Below are 23099 nucleotides of genomic sequence, written 5' to 3' on the forward strand. Positions count from 1 at the left end.
ACAAAAAAGGATGCCTTTTGGCATCCTCTATTTTCTTCAGCTTTCGTTTTTTAATGCTACAAATTATTGTGTCATTTTACTCAGCATTGGTGCAGTTAAAAGCATTAAGATTGCAATAACACCTGTCACAATACCGATTTGTAGGAAGACACTGCTATAGATTTCTAATGAGGCATGTGCGCTTTGAACATCTTCTGGTACCGCCATTAAACTTGCAACTTTACCTGCAATAATTGCAGCGGCTGCCGAAGTTAAGAACCAAGCACCCATGATAAAACCCATTAAACGCTGTGGTACAAGTTGAGCAACCATTGCAAGGCCAAGCCCAGAAATCATTAACTCACCAATACTTTGGAAACCATAGCTTGCTACTAACCACCATGAAGAGACAATACCTGCTTCATTTGCCATGCTTGCACCCAGTGGTAACACTAAGAATGCAGTCGCACTTAAGAACATCCCTACGGTGAACTTATATGGCATTGGTAGTTTATCACCCATAAAGTTATACACAGCCGCTAATAATGGGCTTGCTAACATGATCCAGAATGGATTAAGTGACTGGAATTGCTCTGGTTGAACACTGAAACCTAAAAGGGAATGTTCAACATTATGGATTGCGAAGAAGTTTAAAGACGTTGGCATTTGATCGTAAAGAACAAAGAAGACCACAGCTTCAACCATCAGTAAAAACGCCACAATCATCTTACGGCGAGCAGCCCCTTTCATCATAAAGGTTTCACGCGCAAAAATTAGGATGATACCTAATGAGATCACAGCTAAAGACCAACTTGCGACTTCATTATTATGCAATAACCATGTTGATAGTGCAGTTAATGCAACAATCCCCACCAGCGTTAATAATAATTTTGAATAGTTAAGCGGTTCAAAATCAGGTCTAGAACCTTTATCTTTGATCCAACCACGGCAAACCATAAAGTTTGCTAAGGTGATCAGCATACCTACAACACTTAAGGCAAATGCTACATCCCAACCATAATTAGCTGCTAACCATGGTGTTGCTAACATAGATAAGAACGAGCCTACGTTGATAGACATATAGTACATCGTAAATGCACCGTCTAATTGCGGATCGTTTTTCTCATAACAGGTTGCAAGTAATGAGGATGGATTTGCTTTAAATAAACCATTACCTACAGCAATGGTTGCAAGCCCCCAATAAATCACATCTTTATCGTGATCTGAGAAAGCCACCATTGCATAACCAATTGCCAGAACTATAGCACCGAGGATTATAACCCTTTTTGTACCAAGGACTTTATCACCCAGCCATCCACCGATAGCAACAAAACCATAAACCAATGCGGTAAATGCAGCAAAAACGGTGATTGCTTCTGCCTCACCCATGCCCAGCATTTTAACCAGATAAACGGCCATGATCCCTTGCAGACCGTAATAGCCAAAACGTTCCCATAATTCGATTGAGAAGATGAGATAAAATGCGCGAGGCTGTTTAAATGCATTCAGGCTCGGTTTTTGTCCATCGTCAGGTGTGTTTGCAGTTGACACTAAAAACCTCTAATTATTTTATTACGCCTTTATATTTAGGCTAATTTTTACAAAAATGATTATTTTAAGACAGAGTTAAAGCTCGGTGAATTTCATACTGGATTGTTATTCTTTGAAAAGAGTTCAAACACAGAGAAAAACAAGGTTGGCATTCTATCACTGGAAAGCATAATTATCTAAGAATTATAACTAACTATTGCGTTTTATCATAGTTACAGGCATTTGTACAAAATAGTTATGCGATTAAAAAAGCATCAAGCAAAATAACTTACTGATTATCAATAAATTATTTTCTACTTAATTATCCCTATATAAACAATTAAGCCACGCTGTTGTTTGTCTGTTTTTTAATAAATAATGGCTTATTGAATAACAACGATAAAATAATGCCAGTATCATTTCATTTTAACTGCTTAAAATAACGCCAATAAAACACATTCCTTGACTTAATTTCCATATTTCCTCCATTTTTAACTGTGTAGAAACAGGTAGAATGTCACTATTCCAAAATTTCATTTCAGTATTTCTGATTAGCTAGTTGCCAGTGGGATCACAAAAGTAATGAATAAAAATAAAAATGCTAAAAAAAGAATTTCTCTTATTATCGCTTTAATCATCGTAGCCGCAGGTGCTTACGCCTATTGGCAATTTAATGCAGCAAAAACAGCTACAGCTGAAAATAAAGGAACTCAAGCAACAAGCTCACAAAGTCGAAGCACAACTGGATCTCGTCGCCCTCCTATGCCGCCCGTTCAGGTCGCAACATCAATACAAGAAGATGTGCCTCAATTTTTATCGGCTTTAGGTACAGTGAAAGCAACCAATAGCGTCACGGTGACAAGTCGAGTTGAAGGTCAATTAATGGCTTTGCATTTCACGGAAGGGCAACACGTTCAACAAGGTGATTTATTAGCAGAAATTGACTCTCGTCCATTTGAAGTGCAATTAGCCCAAGCCAAAGGACAACTTGCAAAAGATCAAGCCACATTAGCTAACGCACGTCTTGATTTAGCACGTTATCAGAAATTAGCAAAAACCAATTTAGTCTCACAACAAGAGCTAGATAATCAGCAAGCTTTAGTAAAACAGTCTGAGGCGAGCATTCGTATTGATGAAGCCTCTATCAGTAATGCACAACTGCAACTCACTTACAGCAAAATCACAGCTCCTATTTCAGGTCGAGTGGGTTTAAAACAAGTTGATGTGGGTAACTATATTTCAGGTGGTTCATCAACGCCGATTGTGGTTATTAATCAAATGGACCCTGTTGATGTGCTTTTTACATTGCCAGAACAAGATTTAGCAAAAGTCATTCAAGCACGTAAAAACAATACTGATTTGCCTGTCACTGCATTAGACAGAAATAACCAATTTGAATTAGCTCAAGGAAAATTATTTAGTGTTGATAACCAAATTGATGCTACAACTGGCACTATTAAGTTAAAAGCGCGCTTCCCACAACAAGAGACAACATTATTTCCTAATCAATTCGTCAATGTCCGTCTTTATGTCACCACATTAGAAAAAGCAGTTGTTATTCCGAATGCTGCTTTGCAAATGGGTAATGAAGGTCACTTTGTTTGGGTTGTGGATAACGAAAATAAAGTGAGCAAATTACGCGTGGAAGTTGCCTTACAAAATGCAGAAAAAGTTGTGATAGCGTCTGGTTTATCAGCAGATCAGCGTGTTGTAACGGATGGTGTGGATAGATTAACACAAGGTGCAAAAGTCGAAATCGTGACACCTTCTGTACCAAAGACTCAAGAAAATAACCGTGTAGTTGCGGAGAAAGCGTAATGACCGAAAAAACACACGGTACAGGTGGAGGACCATCTCGCCTATTTATTCTGCGCCCTGTTGCAACAACCCTTTTTATGGTCGCCATACTGTTAGCAGGGATTGTCGGCTATCGTATGTTGCCTGTGTCTGCCTTACCTGAAGTTGATTATCCAACTATTCAGGTTGTTACTCTCTATCCTGGAGCAAGCCCTGATGTAATGACATCAGCTGTCACTGCACCACTTGAACGCCAATTTGGGCAGATGTCTGGGTTAAAACAGATGTCATCACAAAGTTCTGGTGGTGCATCGGTGATCACACTGATGTTCCAATTAACCTTACCATTAGATGTTGCAGAGCAAGAGGTACAAGCTGCGATAAATGCAGCGACGAATCTACTCCCCTCTGATTTGCCTTACCCACCGATTTACAGCAAAGTAAACCCAGCTGATCCACCAATTTTAACTTTAGCGGTAACTAGCTCAACATTACCGATGACACAGTTGCAAGATATGGTTGAAACCCGTATTTCGCAAAAAATTTCACAAGTTAATGGTGTTGGTTTAGTCGCATTAGCGGGTGGCCAGCGCCCCGCAGTTAGAGTCAAACTCAATGCACAAGCTGCGGCGTCTTACGGTTTAGATAGCGAAAAAATTCGTGTAGCAATCAATAATGCGAACGTTAACTCAGCGAAAGGAAGCCTTGATGGCCCTACTCGCTCTGTAACCTTATCGGCTAATGACCAAATGAAATCATTAGAAGATTATCGCCAACTTATCGTTGCCTATAAAAATGATGCGCCTATTCGTTTATCTGATATCGCAACTATCGAACAAGCACCTGAAAATAATCAGTTAGGTGCATGGGCCAACAATGAACAGGCGATTATTATAAATGTTCAACGTCAACCCGGCGTTAACGTTATTGATACCACTGATAATATTCGTAATTTATTACCAGATTTAGTCTCTAATTTACCTAAATCAGTGAATGTTGAGATCTTAACTGATAGAACCACAACGATCCGCGCGTCAGTTAAAGATGTGCAATTTGAGCTTGGTTTAGCTATCGCCCTTGTGGTGATGGTAATTTATCTCTTTTTACGTAATGGTGTCGCAACCTTAATTCCAAGCATTGCCGTACCACTTTCATTAGTTGGTACATTCGCAGTGATGTATTTCTGCGGTTTTTCTGTCAATAATCTCACTTTAATGGCATTAACGATTGCCACAGGCTTTGTTGTCGATGACGCCATTGTTGTGATTGAAAATATCTCCCGCTACCTTGAGCGTGGTGATAAACCATTAACTGCAGCGCTAAAAGGGGCTGGTGAGATTGGTTTTACCATTATTTCGCTTACTTTCTCTCTTATTGCCGTACTGATCCCTCTGTTATTTATGGGGGATATTGTTGGTCGCTTATTTAGAGAGTTTGCAATCACCCTTGCAGTCGCCATTTTAATATCTGCGGTGGTTTCGCTAACATTAACGCCAATGATGTGTGCACGATTGCTAAAACCTGAAAATGAAATCAAACACAATCGTTTTGAAATAGCATGTGAACACTTTTTTGAAAAGATGATTGCCGTGTATGCCGTTTGGCTAAAACGTGTATTAAACCATCAATGGATAACGCTTGGTGTTGCACTCAGCACTTTGGTGTTAACTGTTTTGCTGTATATGTTTATTCCTAAAGGTTTTTTCCCATTACAAGATAATGGATTATTGCAGGGTACCATTGAAACCTCACAATCTATTTCTTATCAATCAATGGTTGAAAAACAGCAACAAGTGGTTGATAAACTGATTGATGATCCTGCAGTTGATAATATTGCCAGTTTTGTCGGCATTGATGGCAGTAATGCAACTCTCAATACGGGCCGATTACAAATCACATTAAAACCCCTTGATCAACGCGACTCGCGTATTGATACAATAATTCCTCGTCTACAAGAACGCATAGCCTCTATTTCAGGCATAACGCTCTATTTGCAACCCACTCAAGATCTAACAATTGATACGCAAGTATCTCGTACTCAATATCAATTTACGTTGCAAGCAACATCATTAGATGAATTGGCACATTGGGTACCAAAGCTTTCCCAATCATTAAAAAATAGTCCAGAACTAACCGACATTAGCAGTGATTGGCAAGACGGCGGTATGATGGCGTATATCAAAGTAGACAGAGATTCTGCAAGTCGCTTAGGTATTACAATGAGTGAGATTGATAACGCACTTTATAATGCTTTTGGTCAGCGTTTAATTTCAACTATCTACACTCAAGCAAATCAGTACCGCGTTGTATTGGAACAAGATATTCGCAGTGGTGATGGTTTACAGGCGCTCTCAGCCGTACATTTAACTGGCAAAGATGGTGCGATGGTACCTTTATTATCTATTGCATCCGTAGAACAACGCCTAGCGCCACTTTCTATTAATCACCAAGAGCAATTTCCTTCAGCAACATTTTCATTTAATGTCGCTGAACAATCGTCGCTTGAAGAAGCAGTAAAAGCAGTAAAATTGGCTGAAGTGCAAATTTCTATGCCAAGAGATATCACCACACAATTCCAAGGTGCGACGTTGGCATTTGAAAGTGCGCTTTCTAGCACTTTATGGCTGATTATCGCGGCTATTGTGGCAATGTATATCGTACTCGGTGTGTTATATGAGAGCTTCATTCACCCTATTACTATTTTATCTACGCTACCTACGGCAGGTGTCGGTGCATTACTTGCATTAATGGCCGCGGGTAATGAACTTGATATTATTGCGATTATTGGGATCATTTTGCTTATCGGGATCGTAAAGAAAAACGCGATCATGATGATAGACTTTGCTCTTGCCGCCGAACGAGAGCAAGGTTTAACCCCTTACGAGGCTATTTATCAAGCGTGTTTATTACGTTTTCGTCCAATATTAATGACAACAATGGCCGCACTTCTCGGGGCTTTACCTTTAATGCTAAGCACCGGTGTGGGTGCAGAATTACGTCAGCCATTAGGGGTTTGTATGGTTGGTGGCTTAATTATGAGCCAGATATTAACTCTGTTTACTACGCCAGTAATTTATCTACTATTTGATAAATTATCACTCTATGTAAACCGCAATAAACATATTGAGAATAATGACGGGGCTGTATCATGAAGTTCTTCGCCCTCTTTATTCAACGACCCGTAGCAACTACGTTACTCAGTTTGGCGATTTCGCTATGTGGTGCATTAGGATTTATGTTGCTCCCTGTTGCCCCATTGCCTCAAGTTGATTATCCGGTTATTAATATTTACGCCTCATTACCTGGGGCGTCGCCAGAAACTATGGCGTCATCTGTGGCAACACCGCTTGAACGCTCTTTAGGGCGAATTGCGGGTATTGATGAAATGACATCAAGCAGTTCGCTTGGCAGTACCAGCATTACACTGGTGTTCGATTTAAACAAAGATATCAATACAGCAGCTCGTGATGTACAGGCAGCGTTAAATGCCTCACAAAGCTTGTTGCCTTCAGGTATGCCAAGCCGTCCGCGTTATTATAAATCGAATCCTTCAGATGCTCCGATTATGATCTTAACGCTCACTTCTGATACCCAAAATACAGGGGAGCTTTACGATCTCGCCTCAACAAGGTTGGCACAAAAAATCTCGCAGATTGAAGGTGTCAGTGAAGTTTCGGTTGGTGGCGGTTCATTGCCAGCGATACGTGTCGCTCTCAATCCTGATGCGTTATTTAACCAAAATGTTAGCCTTGATGATGTTAGAAAAGCGATTAACCAAGCGAATGTGCGGCGGCCTCAAGGCTTTGTCAATAACGATGAAAGCCGTTGGCAAATCCAAACTAACGATGAGCTAAGTAAAGCGGCGGAATATCGTCCTGTGATCGTGCATTACAATCAAGAGGCAGTTGTGCGTTTAGGCGATGTGGCACAAGTTACCGATTCGGTACAAAACTCACGCGCAGCAGGAATGAGTGGCGGTGAACCGGCTATTTTGCTGGTTATTCGTCGTGAAGCAGGCGCTAATATTATTGAAACGGTTAACCGCATTCGTGATGAGCTTCCAGAATTACGTGAGCTTATTCCCGCAAGCGTTGACTTGAAAGTCGCACAAGATAGAACACCGACTATTCGCGCATCATTAGCGGAAGTTGAGCGCGCATTAACCATTGCTGTGGCGTTAGTGATTTTAGTTGTATTCTTATTTTTACGCTCCGGTCGCGCCACGCTGATCCCCGCAGTTGCTGTACCCGTTTCATTAATTGGTACTTTTTCAGCCATGTATCTTTGTGGCTTTAGTTTAAACAACCTTTCATTGATGGCATTAACCGTAGCGACAGGCTTTGTGGTTGATGATGCTATTGTGGTGCTGGAAAATATTTCTCGCCATATTGAGAATGGTTTAAAACCTAAAGATGCCGCCTTAAAAGGGGTTGGCGAAGTTGGTTTTACTGTCCTTTCGATGAGTATTTCTCTTGTTGCCGTTTTTATTCCATTACTGTTAATGGATGGTCTTGTTGGGCGATTATTTAAAGAATTTGCCATTACCTTAACAACCGCTATTGCTATCTCGCTATTTGTTTCTCTAACGCTAACACCCATGATGTGCGCGCATTTACTTAAAGGAATGAAACCTAAAGCGCAATCGCATTTACGCGGTTTTGGTAAGTTACTTTTCCGCGCTCAACAAGGTTACAGTGTCACATTACAAGTGGCATTGCGCCATCGACGCTGGGTTATGGCTATTTTTCTTGCCACATTAGGTTTAAATGCTTATTTATACATCAGCGCACCAAAAACGTTTTTCCCCGATCAAGATACGGGTCGTTTAATGGGATTTGTCCGTGCTGACCAAAGTATTTCATTCCAATCAATGAAAGAAAAAATGACCCGTTTTATGCAAGAAATAAATGCAGATAAAGACGTGGATAGCGTAACGGGTTTTACGGGAGGCGGTCGTATTAACAGTGGGTTTATGTTTATTTCCCTCAATCCACTGTCAGAGCGTACTGATAGTGCCAATCAAGTGATCAATCGTTTACGTGCCAAACTTGCTGATGAACCTGGCGCTAACCTCTTTTTAATGCCAGTGCAAGATGTTAGAGCGGGTGGGCGCCAAGCGAATGCCAGTTATCAATTTACATTATTAGCTGATGATTTAAGCGAGCTGCGTAAATGGGAGCCGATTGTCCGTAAAGCTTTGGGTGAACTACCTCAGCTTGTGGATGTTAACTCTGATAAAGAAGATAAAGGTGCTGAAATGGCACTGACTTACGATCGCGATACTATGTCACAATTAGGTATTAATGTCAGTGATGCCAATAATTTGCTGAACAATGCTTTTGGTCAACGTCAGATATCCACCATTTATGCACCATTAAATCAGTATAAAGTAGTCATGGAAGTCTCTGAGCAATACACACAAGATGTCTCTGCGTTAGATAAAATGTATGTGGTCAATAATCAAGGTGAGCGCATTCCATTATCCGCGTTTGCAAGTTGGTATCCAGCTAATGCGCCATTAAGTGTTAATCACCAAGGATTATCTGCATCTTCAACTATTGCCTTTAATATTCCTGAAGGCTATACATTAGCTGATGCAATTGATTCTATTGAACGTACAATGACCGAGTTGGGCGTGCCCAATACCGTAAGGGGCACCTTTGCAGGTACTGCACAGATCTTCCAAGAAACTATTAAGTCACAGCTTATTCTGATCTTAGCAGCTATTGTGACTGTGTACTTGGTATTAGGTGTGCTGTATGAAAGCTATATTCATCCGCTGACCATTTTATCTACCCTACCTTCTGCGGGTGTGGGCGCCTTATTAGCGTTACAGCTTTTTGATACACCTTTTAGCTTGATTGCGCTTATTGGCATTATGTTGCTGATTGGTATTGTGAAGAAAAACGCCATTATTATGGTGGATTTTGCGATCACCGCACAACGTGAGGGTAAATTGTCAGCCAAAGAAGCCATTATTCAGGCCAGCTTATTACGTTTTCGCCCAATTATTATGACAACCCTTGCCGCATTATTTGGCGCATTGCCATTAATGTTAGGAAGTGGAGATGGTGCAGAATTAAGACAACCTTTAGGGATAACAATCGTAGGCGGGTTATTAATGAGCCAACTCTTAACCCTTTATACAACCCCAGTTATTTATCTATTTTTTGATGGATTGCGTGAACGTTGGCAACAACGGCGTTTCAGCAAGAAAGAGGCTAAAGCATGAAACTGAGAAGCAAGCTGTTCTTGGTCATTTTCGCTACCTGTATGGTTGTGGTTCTTGCAATGCATATTGGTATTCGAGGTAGCTTTCAACAAGGGTTTATTGGCTATATCAAGAAAAACAGTGAACAGCGTGCAACTCTTTTAGCTGAAGCCTTAACAGATCAATATGCTTTAACTGGCGACTGGCGTTTTCTTAATAGAGATGATCGTTCTCTTTATCAAATATTACGCAGTATTGACCAAATAAGCCAAAGCAGTGAAGGCCCACCACCAAAAGGCTGGCGCACACAGTTTTGGATTGTTGATAAAAACATGAAGCGCTTATTTGGTCATGATAATCAGTTTCCTGAAGAAACATTCAAAAAACCAATTACTTCCCATGATGAAATTGTGGGTTGGGTGATTGTCAGTGCCGCAGATAAGATCAGTAGTGAAGCGGATATCAGTTTTGATAAACAACAACTGCGTACCAGTTGGATAATTGCAGGTTTAACGGTTCTTTTAGCTTTACTTATTACATTGATCCTTTCTCGCAATATGATACGCCCCGTTAAACGACTGGTCGAAGCCACACATAAGTTAGCCGCCGGTGATTTTGCTGTTCGCGTCACACCCAGTAGTAAAGATGAAATCAGCCAACTCGCCACAGACTTTAACCAACTCGCCAGCACACTAGAGAAAAATGAGCAAATTCGCCGTGATTATATGGCTGATATTTCACATGAGTTACGTACCCCCCTCGCTATTTTAAAAGGGGAATTAGAAGCGTTACAAGATGGCGTAAGAAAGCCCACGCCAGAGACATTAAACTCTCTGTTATTCGAAGTAACAAACCTGACAAAACTGGTGAATGATCTCCACCAACTTTCATTATCCGATAGAGGCTCACTCACTTATCGTAAAGATTTTATTGATATTAATGAGGTGATTTTATTAGCTGTTGCTTCTTATCGTCATACATATCACACCAAAGATATTGCCTTATACACTGAATTAGATGATGTCTCTCCATTAATTGTACAAGCCGATCCTGACCGACTTATTCAGCTTTTTCATAATCTATTGGAAAATAGTGTGCGCTATACCTATGCTGGTGGGCAATTACATATCAAGACAAAAAAAGAGAACAACTGCGTATTAATAGCCTTAGAAGATAGCGCACCTGGATTAGATAAATCACAGTATCAAGCCGTTTTCCAACGCTTTTATCGTACAGAAAGCTCACGAAATCGTGCCAGTGGAGGTTCTGGATTAGGTCTTGCGATTTGCGAAAATATCGTTGAAGCTCATAATGGTAAAATAAGTGCTATGCCTTCATCTTTAGGTGGCATGAAAATTCTTATAGAATTACCCGCATATTCTGATGATCTCTAAGCCTATAACTATTGAGCCAATAAATGACAGCATCTGAATCACCCTATTCAATCCTGATTGTTGAAGACGAGCCTAAACTTGCCCAATTACTTATTGATTACCTTCAAGCATCAGGTTATCAAACTCATTGGTTAGCAGATGGCGCCGAAGTGAGCCATTGTGTAAAACAGCAACATTACGATTTAATATTATTAGATCTGATGTTACCCGTTAAAGACGGCATTACTATCTGCAAAGAGTTACGTCATTTTTCCGATATTCCCATCATTATGGTCACCGCCAAAACAGAGGAAGTAGATAGATTGCTTGGGCTTGAGATTGGTGCTGATGACTATATTTGTAAACCCTATAGCCCAAGAGAAGTGGTCGCCAGAGTCAAAACCTTATTACGCCGTTTTTATCGACCACAAGATATTGTTCAAAGCGATAAGTTAGTTGTCATTGATGAACAGGCTTATCAAATCCAATATAACAATAAAATTCTCGACTTAACCACAGCTGAATTCCGCTTACTCAAAGCATTAGCCACACAACCTGGAAAAATATTAACTCGTGATCAGCTAATGGATCACCTTTATGATGATTACCGCATTGTGACGGACAGAACCATTGATAGCCATATTAAAAACTTACGACGTAAACTTGAGCAACTTAACGATCAAATTGAATTTATTCGCTCAATTTATGGTCAAGGGTATCGTTGGGAGACTCAAGCTTATCGATTTCGATGATATTTTTTCAGGAATACATTGAACCTCGCTACACTTAAGCGCTAGAATCCCCCCCTTTATGATATACCCCTACCCAATGTGTGGGGGACTGACTTGAAATCAGAACCAGGAAATTAACCATGTTTACACCCGAATTACTCTCTCCTGCTGGCTCATTAAAAAATATGCGCTATGCATTTGCTTATGGCGCAGACGCCGTTTATGCAGGTCAGCCACGTTATAGCTTACGTGTGCGTAATAATGAGTTTAACCACGAAAACCTTGCCAAAGGTATTCAAGAAGCCCATGAATTAGGTAAGCGCTTCTATGTTGTGGTTAATATCGCACCCCATAATGCTAAATTAAAAACCTTTATCCGTGACTTAAAACCCGTCATTGATATGGGCCCTGATGCGCTGATTATGTCTGATCCGGGTTTGATCATGATGGTGCGTGAAGCTTTCCCTGAAATGGATATTCACCTTTCAGTACAAGCCAATGCCGTTAACTGGGCAACCGTAAAATTCTGGCGTCAAATGGGATTAACACGAGTGATCCTGTCTCGTGAACTCTCTATCGATGAAATTGCTGAAATTCGTAAGCAAGTTCCTGACATGGAATTAGAAGTTTTCGTTCACGGTGCATTATGTATGGCTTACTCAGGCCGTTGCCTGCTATCTGGCTATATCAATAAGCGTGATCCGAACCAAGGTACTTGTACTAACGCTTGCCGTTGGGAATATAAAGTCGAAGAAGGTAAAGAAGACGATGTGGGTAATATCGTTGAAAAATACACGCCAATCCCAGTTAAAAACGTTGAGCCTACTTTAGGTGTTGGCGCGCCAACAGATAAAGTCTACTTAATCGAAGAAGCAAAACGTCCTGGTGAATATATGACTGCGTTCGAAGATGAACACGGTACTTATATCATGAACTCAAAAGACTTACGTGCGATTGAACACGTTGAGCAATTAACACAAATGGGTGTGCACTCTCTGAAAATTGAAGGTCGTACTAAATCCTTCTATTACTGTGCCCGTACAGCGCAAATGTATCGTCGTGCAATTGATGATGCTGTTGCAGGTAAACCATTTGATCCAACGTTGCTAACGACATTAGAAGGTTTAGCACACCGCGGTTATACAGAAGGTTTCTTACGTCGTCATACCCATGATGCGTACCAAACTTATGAATATGGTTATTCTGTCTCTGACACCCAACAATTTGTCGGTGAATTCACCGGTAAACGCGTAAACGGTTTAGCTGAAGTTGATGTTAAAAATAAATTTGTTTTAGGTGATAGCCTAGAATTAATGACACCAACTGGAAATATTCAGTTCACGTTAGGATCGCTGTTTAACAAAAAACAACAGCCAACGGATGTTGCGCCAGGTAATGGTCATATGGTTTATTTGTCTGTTCCGGAAGATGTTGATTTAGATTTCGCACTGTTGATCCGCAACCTACAAGGTACAACAACACGTCAACCGCATAAGATTGATGCTGTAGAAGTGAAGTAAAGCGTCATAATCTGATTTAAAGTGGTCAATTTCAAATACAGATCACATCAATAATGATTTGTTTACCGTATCATCAGTTCCGAAAAATAAAGAACTAGAATGAATACAGTAAGACTAGGAACCACCTCCTTGGCAAATCCAATCTCCCTTGGATTTGCCTTTTCTTTTTTCATCACCGTTATCAACTCTCCTTTACGTAAACACGTTCTCTTTTTCGTTATCATTTGTAAAAAAAATAGTAATTTTCTCGATATCCATTACCTTTAAAAGAGTGATTCAATTAAAGGGACTCATCAATGAGTAAAATTAGTTTGCTGATCATTAATGGAAAAAGCGCTAACAACGGTGCATTGAGAAAAGCCGTTTACCAATTACGTAACGAAGGTTTTAACCTCCAAGTAAGAGTAACTTGGGAATCCAGTGATATACGTCGTTTTGTACAAGAAGCTATAGATATACAGGCAGAAACAGTGATTGCGGCAGGTGGTGACGGAACGATTAATAGCGTTGTTTCTGAATTAATTCATCTTTCCCCCTCATCTTTACCGACACTTGGCATTATCCCATTAGGCACAGCAAATGATTTTGCCACCAGCGCACAAATCCCTCGTGATATGGAAAATGCGCTTAATTTAGCGGTTAAAGGTCGTGCTGTTCCCATTGATGTTATCTCAGTGAACAAGACGCACTATTTTATTAATATGGCGTCAGGTGGTTTTGGAACCAAAATCACAACAGAAACCCCTGAGGCATTAAAATCAGCATTAGGAGGAGCAGCCTATTTTATTAATGGTCTTTTAAGTATCGACTCTTTAAAAGCTGATTATTGCACTATTGAAGCTGAAAATTTCCATTGGGAAGGTGAGTCTCTTATTTTAGCTATCGGTAATGGCCGTCAAGCGGGTGGCGGACAAAAATTATGCTCTGAAGCCTTAATTAATGACAATAAACTCAATATCACCATTGTTGAAGCTCACGAACTTCTCCCCTCTATTTTAAGCAGCATGTTTGATAGCAAGAAAAATGACAAGATAATTGAGCGAGAAAGTCGCTGGGTAAACATTAGTGCTTCTCATGAAATGGTGTTTAATTTAGATGGAGAACCCCTTTTAGGGAATAAATTTGAATTTATTGTGTTACCTGAAGCGATCCACTGCCGGTTACCGCCTCAATGTGACTTGTTATCTTAATGTAGATAAATGACAATCACTCTCATCTCATCATGAACTGGAGTATGTAATGACTGATATAGTAAGTTTGTTAGGTGCTGATGCAAAATCATTATTAGACCATCGTTGCCAAACCATCCCGAGCGAAAATCTCTACCTGCCAGGTTCTGACTTTGTTGATCGTGTCATGATTGATAATAATCGCCCTAATAGCGTGTTACGTTCAATGCAAACCCTGTTTAATCACGGGCGTTTAGCGGGAACGGGTTATCTGTCTATTCTACCTGTTGACCAAGGTGTTGAGCACTCAGCAGCTGCTTCTTTCGCAGCAAACCCTCTCTATTTTGATCCAAAAAATATTGTTGAGTTAGCGATTGAAGCAGGTTGTAACTGTGTTGCCTCTACTTATGGTGTTCTTGCTTCTGTTTCTCGTCGCTATGCACACAAAATTCCTTTTCTTGTGAAATTAAACCACAATGAAACCCTAAGCTACCCAGCGCAATATGACCAAACACTGTATGCCAGCGTAGAGCAAGCCTTTGAAATGGGTGCTGTTGCAGTGGGTGCGACTATTTACTTTGGTTCACAAGAAAGCCGTCGCCAAATTGAAGAAATTTCAATGGCCTTTGAACGTGCTCATGAATTGGGTATGGTCACTGTACTATGGGCCTATTTACGCAACCCAGCATTCAAAAAAGATGGCGTAGATTACCATGCAAGTGCAGATTTAACGGGTCAGGCAAACCATTTAGCGGCAACTATTGGTGCTGATATCGTTAAACAAAAAATGGCTGAAAATAACGGTGGCTTTAAAGCAATTGGTTTTGGTCATACTGATGAGCGTGTTTACACGAAACTCACTACTGAAAACCCAATTGATTTAGTTCGCTACCAATTAGCAAACTGCTATATGGGTCGCGCGGGATTAATTAACTCTGGTGGCGCTTCTGGTAATAATGATCTTGAAGATGCTGTTCGCACCGCCGTTATTAATAAACGTGCTGGCGGTATGGGTCTGATCTTAGGCCGTAAAGCGTTCAAAAAATCAATGAAAGACGGGGTTGCCCTGATTAATGCAGTACAAGATGTTTATTTGGATAAATCCGTCACTATTGCTTAATTGATAAATTTATCTGTGAAAGCCACTCAGTTCAAACTGAGTGGCTTTTATTATTCATTGCCTAACAACTAAATGTTTTTGGTTTTTGCGTTTGTGTGACCAAATGTTGATGAGCCGTACTTTCACTTTCTATTACCTTCATTGCATTTTGCCCTGCTGGTAATGCTCTCTCAACCAATAACTCTGTGTGAGACTTCGCCAAAATGGCTTGTAATTGCTGATGCTGACTACACCAAATAGCATCAACATCTTTATCACGCGTCGTATCTCGTTGATGTGTTAACGCCACCGTTCTCGCTTGAAAACGCGCCTGTTTCCCGCCTAACTCTAAGCCATAATCAGGAATTTTGGCATGAGACACAACAACTTGCCCATTATCAATCCATGAATTTACCGCATTTTCATGCACCACATAGCCTAACTCACTTAAACCAGCCAATACCGCTTCACATTGTTGTCGCATTGAGAGTTGTTGTTCATGAGTTTCAATGGCCTGTTTCAGCTTGATGATCATCATATCCAGCTGTTCAGCTGTTGCTAATGAGGCAACCGCTTCAGTATCCCGACTAAGTGTCACCATCTCTTCATCATCAAAGCTTTCAAGCTCTGCACATAAACGAGCTAGTTCTTCCATTAATTCAATACGCTTTACGCTATTACGCAAACTTTCAGCCATATTCATGATCATTGAATCTGCTAGTAAACGCTGCTTTTTGCTATCAACAAGCTTTTGCATTTCAATAAACTGATTTGCATTGTGATTGGCCTCGGCTTCATTTCCTACAAGCCGTAATTTTTCAATCATCAACTCAATTTGATGACATTGTTGTGCAAATGGGCTTTGAGGCTCATTACTTTGCCATAACTGTTGGCTATATACAGATTGCGCTTTTAATTGTGCCAATAGTTCAGTTTGAACTGGGTTAAATTGCGCTTTCTGCACTTCAATTTCACTGGCCACACGAAAAAGTAATATGCTGATTTCCTCAGCATTCATATTTTCACTACGCTCAATTTCAGTTATCAAAACACTGTCAGTCGCTAATTGTGATTTTAATTGTCTTAACAGCGCCGATGATTTTTGTTTACCCTGTTGAATATGACGTGCAAGCGCTTTTTCTTCGAGCACTTGTTCGCGTAAATTTTTCATATCCTGTCGTAACGGGGCAATAAATTGGCTTAATTTATCTGTTAACCGACCTACTGCCCGAGCATCTAACGCTTCCAATTGCGGGTTATCTTTAACCAATACATCAAAAGCAGAGACAATTTGGTTCACTCGTTCATCTCGATACATAAGTTGTTCAACTAATGCCTGCCATTGTTTGAATTGTTTTTTACTATTCGCTAATTGTCGGTGATAGCGAATAACATTGGTTTCTTTCATAGAAATATAATGTACTGATGAACTCATCATTCACTCACTTTTTCATTCAGTAAAGAGGCATGTTGTAAGGCTTCAAGAAGTTGTTGTTGTGCTTCTTGGCGATGGTAAAACCACTGTGTCAACGAAATGCGATAATGATAAGGCACCACTTTGCGCAAAATATCTTTTCGCCATAATTCACGCGCACAAGCTTGGGATAACCACTCATGTTGTGGCATATCACACTCAATTCCCATTAATAATTTCCCTTGCTGTTTATCTTCAATTAAACAGTCAAAAGAGAAAATACCCGCTTGTTGTGATGGTGCAATATGGTATCCCTGAGATTGAATAAAGCGTGTTACATCAATAACAAATTGATCGTTCAGTTGATCTTGCGTTATCACATTAGCTTGAGTACGACATAAGCGCGCTAATAAGCGTTTATTTTCATCTTGCTTATTAATCTGATGGCAATGACTCGCGTAAGTTAAATAGCCTTGTAAATAATCACGCGGAATTTCAGGGTGTTTATTGGTACTTAATAAGTCAGAGATTTCATCAATCGGCATTGATGACATGATCACGACTTGTTTTTTCGCTCTGGTAATAGCGACATTTAAACGACGCTCTCCCCCTGTTTGCCCTAATACTCCAAAATTACGCCTAAAAGTGCCTTGTGCATTGCGACCAAAAGTTGTCGAAAACAAAATAACATCCCGTTCATCACCCTGCACATTTTCAACGTTTTTCACAAAAAACGACATATCTTCATCGTTATCCAAACGCGCGCTTTCTTCCGTATAAGCCTTTAAAAATTCCGCATCATAGTCATTGCGATCACGAATATGTTGATTAATTAATTGAGCTTGTTTTTGGTTAAACGTCACCACTCCCACCGAAGGCCGTTTATCGAAGGGTGTCTGCCACAATGTTGCTAAATGTTCGACGATCGCCAAAGCTTCTTTTTCATTGGTTTGATTTACATAAGTACCATTGATCGCCATAAAATGCAGAGGTTTTACTTTACTAATGGTTTTTACTGAGTGTTGAGCAGGAATATTTAGCCGATTCTCATAAAAAGCATAATTTGAGAAATTAATTAATTCTCGAAAGGCAGAGCGATAATGAATATCTAAAGTATGAATAGGCAATACGGTTCGAGCAAGATGAAGCAAATCAGGGCAATGGCAAATTTGACTGGAGTCCCATTGTTCACCGCTTTTCTCTTGTTGTTCATCTTCCTCGTTATCGTTATCTTCGTCATCTTCATTTCCATTAAATTTACCGCTGAAGAAAGATGAAGGTGGCATCTGTTTCTCATCACCACTGACGATAGCTTGTTTACCGCGATATAATGTTGGCAATGCAAATTCAATCGGCATTTGCGAGGCTTCATCATAAATAACACTATCAAAAAGCCCTGCTTTTAGGGGTAATATTTGGCTTGCCACATCCGGCGTCATCAACCAAATAGGGCGTAATCTTAACAATCCCATTTGTGTTGCTTCATCAATAAATTCGCGTAACCGTAATGCTCTAGGCCCAGCTAAGCGTGTTATTCTTTCCCAATGACGCGCACTTTCAATTTTTGATAATTCAATGTTTTCAGTTAATAATGCACGATTAATTTGCTGTAATTGCTGATAGCTATCCGTCAGTTGCTCAATATATTCCTGCAATTGTTCAACATGCGTCTTTAATACAGGATTTTTTATTTCAATGTCAGTTTTGACCGCGACATAAAACAGATAACTCAATGTTGCTTTTAAAAGCTTGATAGGATCAGAAGATGAGTTTTCATCAATCAACTGGCGTGATAATGCTAAAACTTGCCAATCATTAGGTGAAAAATGTGTCGTTCTTTCTCGAAATAACTGAAATTGGCTTAAAGAAGGCAAACTTAACGCTAATTGCTGTAATGTGGTTGTCAGCAATTCGCCTTTTTTGATCGCATCATAAAATTGTTGATAGCAGTGATCGGTAAGGGTTTCTTGTAAACCCGCTAATTTATCGAGGCTAGATTGCTGTGCTTTAGCGCGAACTATGGCATTTTCAATTTCTAAATATTGTTGCTCAAAGCCCTGTTTTTTCGCTGATTGAATCGACTCAACAATATGTTCAGGCTGAGGATATAACGCTAATATCGCAATATCATCACCACTGGCTTTAAGGTCAGTGAGTGTCGTATTTATTGTGTTTTGCCACTGTGCATTTTGTCGATTAAGCTGCTGTTCTATTCCTAATTGTTGGTAAATAGGTTGCAACTCTTGATATAACAAGCGCCATTGTTGTTCAGTGATGATAGTTTTATGCAGTGTTATATAATGTTCAATTCTGTCTTCTTTACCACTTTGTGCAATAAAGCTTTTTAACTTACTGTTTCTACTATAATAATAAGGGTTTAAGAAACGCAGAAATGAGGGCTTAATTTTATCAGCCACAGCTCTTGATAACGTTGCTAATGCTGCATTATCTAACGGAGCAAGTAAGCGGAAAATCAAAGGATCACAATCTTCATTATCAATTTGCTGTAAACGTGCCTCTAATTGCTCTAATTGAGCAATCAACTGTTCTCCTTTATTTTGCTTACCTTGTTCATTTAAAAATAACGTTAACCAACGCGATAAATTATCCCATTGTTGTTCATTGCGATTTTTTAACCGCTGTTTACACTGTTCAAGTGTCGTTTCGTGAACGGTTAATTTATCAATTGTGATTTGTTGATAAGGCGAACTATATGCCATATCACGCTGCTTTTCTGCTTCAATAAATAGCATGATACGTTCATTGAACTGACGATATAACGTGCTTTCAGGCAAGAATAAAGCAACGCTATTTAATGGTGTATGTTCATAATTAATTGCATACCAATCTAAACCATAGAGCGTTAAGTTATCGATAAATTGAACAAAGGTTATTTTATTATATTGAGAAAGCAGTGTGGTTAATTTATCCGAACTTGTTATCCACTTTTGCTGTGACTCTAATTCGAGTAATCCAGATAACACTTCTCGATATGAATAATCATATTGTTTATCCGTTAGATATAACGCTTTATAGTAAGCATCTAAGGTTGTTTCATAAAATTGAATTAAGTTAAGCCTTCTATCACGCTCAAAAGGCGTGTCTTGCTTTATATCTGCGATCAGTTGTCTTTTACGCTCTAATGCCAGTTGTTCTCTGATCGCTGAAATAATCTCTCGCCCTTTAGGATTTTGATGAATAATCAATACTCTATCTTGTAAGCCATTAGCAACTAATCGTTTATACACCACATCCAAAGCAGCAGGCTTTTGACAAAGCACAAGTGCCGTTTTTTGTCGCCCGATTGCATCAGCAATTAAATTAACTATTGTTTGGCTTTTCCCTGTTCCCGGAGGCCCTTCTATCAATAATCCTGTCTGCTTTCTTGCAGCTTGAATAATGGTATTTTGAGAAGGATCTGCCAACGACAACAAATAGTTATCGCTCAGTGGATCTTGTGTTTCTAATGCTTGTACTGGCGTATGCACTTTCAGCATAGTAGCAAGGGCAGTACCATTGATAGGTAAATTGGCAATTTGTTGTAAATCAGCACTTATCATTTGCCCAATAAAAGAGGTGTGAAATAACACTGCAGAACAATGAATATAAGCACTGTTTTCTGGTATATCCTCAGTTAATGAAGGTAATGGACTTAATGTATGATCTGATGTGTTTAATAAAGATGAAAGTGTGAGCATCATTTCACTGACACTTAAGCCTGTTTGTGACATCAAACTATCGAGCACTTTTTGCCATTCATTAACCGCAGGAATACCGACAAAATTAGCAAGAGCAGGATTTAAACGTACCGATGCACGCTCTGTATCAAACCCAATTTGCACAGCGCCTTGAGTGCCACCCAAAATATTCATGGAAACAGGCCACAAGAAAAGCGGTGCAATACGTGGTTTTATTTTATTAGGTTGCGTATTTAGCACTACAAAAGGAAAGCCTAAATACATGCCGTTAATACCCGTATCTCTTTGGTAAGACTGAGTATTTTGTTGCAAGAGCCACAAGCGATTATTTAATTTCTCACGTTGACGTAATACTTCACCCTCTAATGAGAACAGTCTTTTCTTACGGTTAATTAAATGCTCAAGTAAGTTTGTCGCTTTTTCATTATCAAAACTGCATTCCGTTAAATCAACGCGTCCTGCATTTGGCGTTAAACGCATTCTGACTAAATTACCCCGTTGACTTGTGGAAACTAATTTTTTAGCAAAAAAATGTAATACTTCTAAAATATATTTTTGCGATTCAGGTACTTGCCATTGCTCAACGGGAATACAGAGCATCACAATAATCTGTTCAAGAGGCAACCTACGAGTTAAAAGAAAATCATCAGCCCATCTATCAATAATATCGATATTAACTCGCTTAAAATCCCCTATTCTTTCACTAAGTTGTTCAATCAGCTGATATCGAGGTGTGGCTAATAATACTTTTGCTTGTTGTTTATCAAACGTCTTAATAGCAAGATCTCTGGCTAATTTAGTAGCATTATTTACCAGTGAATCTATCGTGATATATTGCCCAATTTCTGCACTTAATAACAAAATATAGTCATTTTCATGCATATTCTTACGATCGATTAAGGCTCGTAGATTTTCATTATAAGCATCTGGGAATTCTGCACGAATAATTTCCCAGCGCGCAACTAATTGACTTAAAGAGGTGATTAATAAATAGAGTTGTAAGCTTTCTTCATTTAGTGGGATACGTTGTTGTTGTGCCCTTTCACGAACCGTACGTTGACGATAATAAAGCTGAACAAGCCAATGTGTATCATCAATAGATTGAAGTTCCGTAGCGAGAGGCTGACAAATTAATTGATAACCTAATAAGGGATGTTCTAAAAGCCATGAAGGTGTAATGATCTCACCGCGATAAATCAGTGGCATATTAGGATTTAAAATTCGCAACGCGAATGTAAAACGTAAACTTGGCTCAATATCTTGTTTTTCAACTAATGACTGCAATTGAGTAATTTGCTTGCCACTATTATCAAATTGGCTTAACCAAGTCGTGATTTCACCATGAATAAATAATTCTGTTGCTTGATCCCAATATTGTGCTTGTGCCGCCATCATCGCAAACGCATCAGGTTGATTAAATTGATGATTTTCAAATTGAAATTGATAGTATTGCTGGCTTCCATTGTGATAATTAACATCAGGTGCTTGTACCGCTAAACCTTGTAACCACGCATTGACTTCGTTCCATTGCCAACGTTGAAAACGATCGCGGCAGAGCAAGCCCCTTAAAAGTAATTGAATATTAGGTTCTAAATCATCTGGTAATTCAACACCATTGGTCATTACTTGAATTAAAAACGCATTATCATGGATATGTTTAAAACAGGCTCCTTGCGTTAATTGCTCAAGTAAAATTATCCCTAAACTCCACCAATCTGATGCTGCTGAAACACCACCCGCTAATATTTCTGGCGCACTATAACGTGAAATTTCAAGTGGGGAGACAATATCGAGATCGAATTCTGATAAACATGCTGAACCATATTCAATCACCACAATATCAAGGGGATCACGAGCGCGGATCATCAAGTTTGAGGGTTTTAAAGCACGATGACGTACACCCTGTTCCGTTAACGCTGCGATCGCCGTACCTAATTCTGAAACTAATACGTTAATTTCATCCGATTGCCAAAAATCACCTCGCTCAATAAATTGGCTTAGTGAACCACCGTTTAATCGCTCGGTAACATGCCAAGCACGGTTTTCCCATCGACCCGTTTCATAAAATACGGGTATATGGTCAGTAGAGATCAGATTTAAGACTTGATAAATAGCAGGATCAGGCTCTTCACCTTTAAGATAGAGTGTTAATACGCCTTCTTGCTCTGTTTTGATATTGATTACGTTATAGCGCTCTCTTTCGCTATTAATAGAATTGATACGTTGCTCAAGACGCCAATTACCAATCAATCTAAACGCTTCATTATCAGTAATGCTGCTATTTTCAATCTCATCAGCAGGATCAGCACCACATTCAAAACAGATAAAATCATCTTCCCCCATCAAATGCCCGTTAACGCATTTTCGTGGCTGATCATGATTAAGCTCGGAAATAATCGTAGGTGTATCAATGGATGAAGATATAGGAGGAGATGGACGCCACCCAGACTCATGAATAGGTTCAATTGTTAGATCCCATCCACAAGGCTTATTATTAACCTGTCCCGCACAGAAAATTTCGGTTAACTGGCGCTCCGTTCGGCAATGAGGACAAAAACGTATCATGGTCATCCTTTAT

At 39.6% G+C, this 23099-nt stretch carries 11 protein-coding genes; 8 read left to right on the forward strand and 3 right to left on the reverse strand.

The window, feature by feature from the left end:
* Positions 1-63 precede the first annotated feature (63 nt).
* Positions 64-1530, reverse strand: coding sequence for a dipeptide/tripeptide permease DtpA (gene dtpA, locus LG402_RS11890; protein WP_166540566.1), 1467 nt, complete (start codon positions 1528-1530; stop codon positions 64-66).
* A 561-nt stretch (positions 1531-2091) separates the two neighbouring features.
* Between dtpA and LG402_RS11895 the strand changes: the two genes are divergently transcribed.
* The 8 genes from LG402_RS11895 (at position 2092) to fbaB (ending at position 15430) form a co-directional block, all read left to right on the forward strand.
* Complete coding sequence (locus LG402_RS11895; protein WP_227335517.1) at positions 2092-3327, forward strand: MdtA/MuxA family multidrug efflux RND transporter periplasmic adaptor subunit; 1236 nt, start codon at positions 2092-2094, stop codon at positions 3325-3327.
* Complete coding sequence (locus LG402_RS11900) at positions 3327-6458, forward strand: MdtB/MuxB family multidrug efflux RND transporter permease subunit (RefSeq protein ID WP_227335518.1); 3132 nt, start codon at positions 3327-3329, stop codon at positions 6456-6458. Before LG402_RS11895 ends, LG402_RS11900 begins: the two co-directional genes overlap by 1 nt.
* Entirely contained in the window at positions 6455-9538 is a 3084-nt protein-coding gene (mdtC, locus tag LG402_RS11905; protein WP_227335520.1) for a multidrug efflux RND transporter permease subunit MdtC, read from the forward strand. The genes LG402_RS11900 and mdtC overlap by 4 nt, the downstream gene beginning before the upstream one ends.
* Entirely contained in the window at positions 9535-10911 is a 1377-nt protein-coding gene (gene baeS, locus LG402_RS11910; RefSeq protein ID WP_166540570.1) for a two-component system sensor histidine kinase BaeS, read from the forward strand. Before mdtC ends, baeS begins: the two co-directional genes overlap by 4 nt.
* Positions 10912-10934: 23 nt before the next feature.
* On the forward strand, positions 10935-11642 hold the full coding sequence (gene baeR, locus LG402_RS11915; RefSeq protein WP_109407735.1) for a two-component system response regulator BaeR: 708 nt from the start codon (positions 10935-10937) through the stop codon (positions 11640-11642).
* A gap of 119 nt (positions 11643-11761) precedes the next feature.
* Positions 11762-13141: a tRNA 5-hydroxyuridine modification protein YegQ gene (yegQ, locus tag LG402_RS11920; RefSeq protein ID WP_072068445.1), complete on the forward strand. Its 1380-nt coding sequence runs from the start codon at positions 11762-11764 to the stop codon at positions 13139-13141.
* A gap of 296 nt (positions 13142-13437) precedes the next feature.
* Positions 13438-14331, forward strand: coding sequence for a lipid kinase YegS (gene yegS / locus LG402_RS11925; RefSeq protein ID WP_166540571.1), 894 nt, complete (start codon positions 13438-13440; stop codon positions 14329-14331).
* A 49-nt stretch (positions 14332-14380) separates the two neighbouring features.
* A complete protein-coding gene (fbaB, locus tag LG402_RS11930) occupies positions 14381-15430 on the forward strand; it encodes a class I fructose-bisphosphate aldolase (protein ID WP_109407737.1) in 1050 nt (349 codons plus the stop codon).
* 61 nt (positions 15431-15491) lie between these two features.
* Here the strand turns inward: fbaB and LG402_RS11935 are convergent, their stop codons facing one another.
* Together LG402_RS11935 and LG402_RS11940 are read right to left on the reverse strand one after the other, a co-directional pair.
* On the reverse strand, positions 15492-16847 hold the full coding sequence (locus tag LG402_RS11935; protein WP_227335521.1) for a hypothetical protein: 1356 nt from the start codon (positions 16845-16847) through the stop codon (positions 15492-15494).
* Complete coding sequence (locus tag LG402_RS11940) at positions 16844-23092, reverse strand: protein kinase domain-containing protein (protein WP_227335523.1); 6249 nt, start codon at positions 23090-23092, stop codon at positions 16844-16846. Before LG402_RS11940 ends, LG402_RS11935 begins: the two co-directional genes overlap by 4 nt.
* Positions 23093-23099: the final 7 nt, after the last annotated feature.

Source organism: Proteus sp. NMG38-2 (genome assembly GCF_020640995.1).
In the GTDB taxonomy this organism is placed as follows: Bacteria; Pseudomonadota; Gammaproteobacteria; order Enterobacterales; family Enterobacteriaceae; genus Proteus.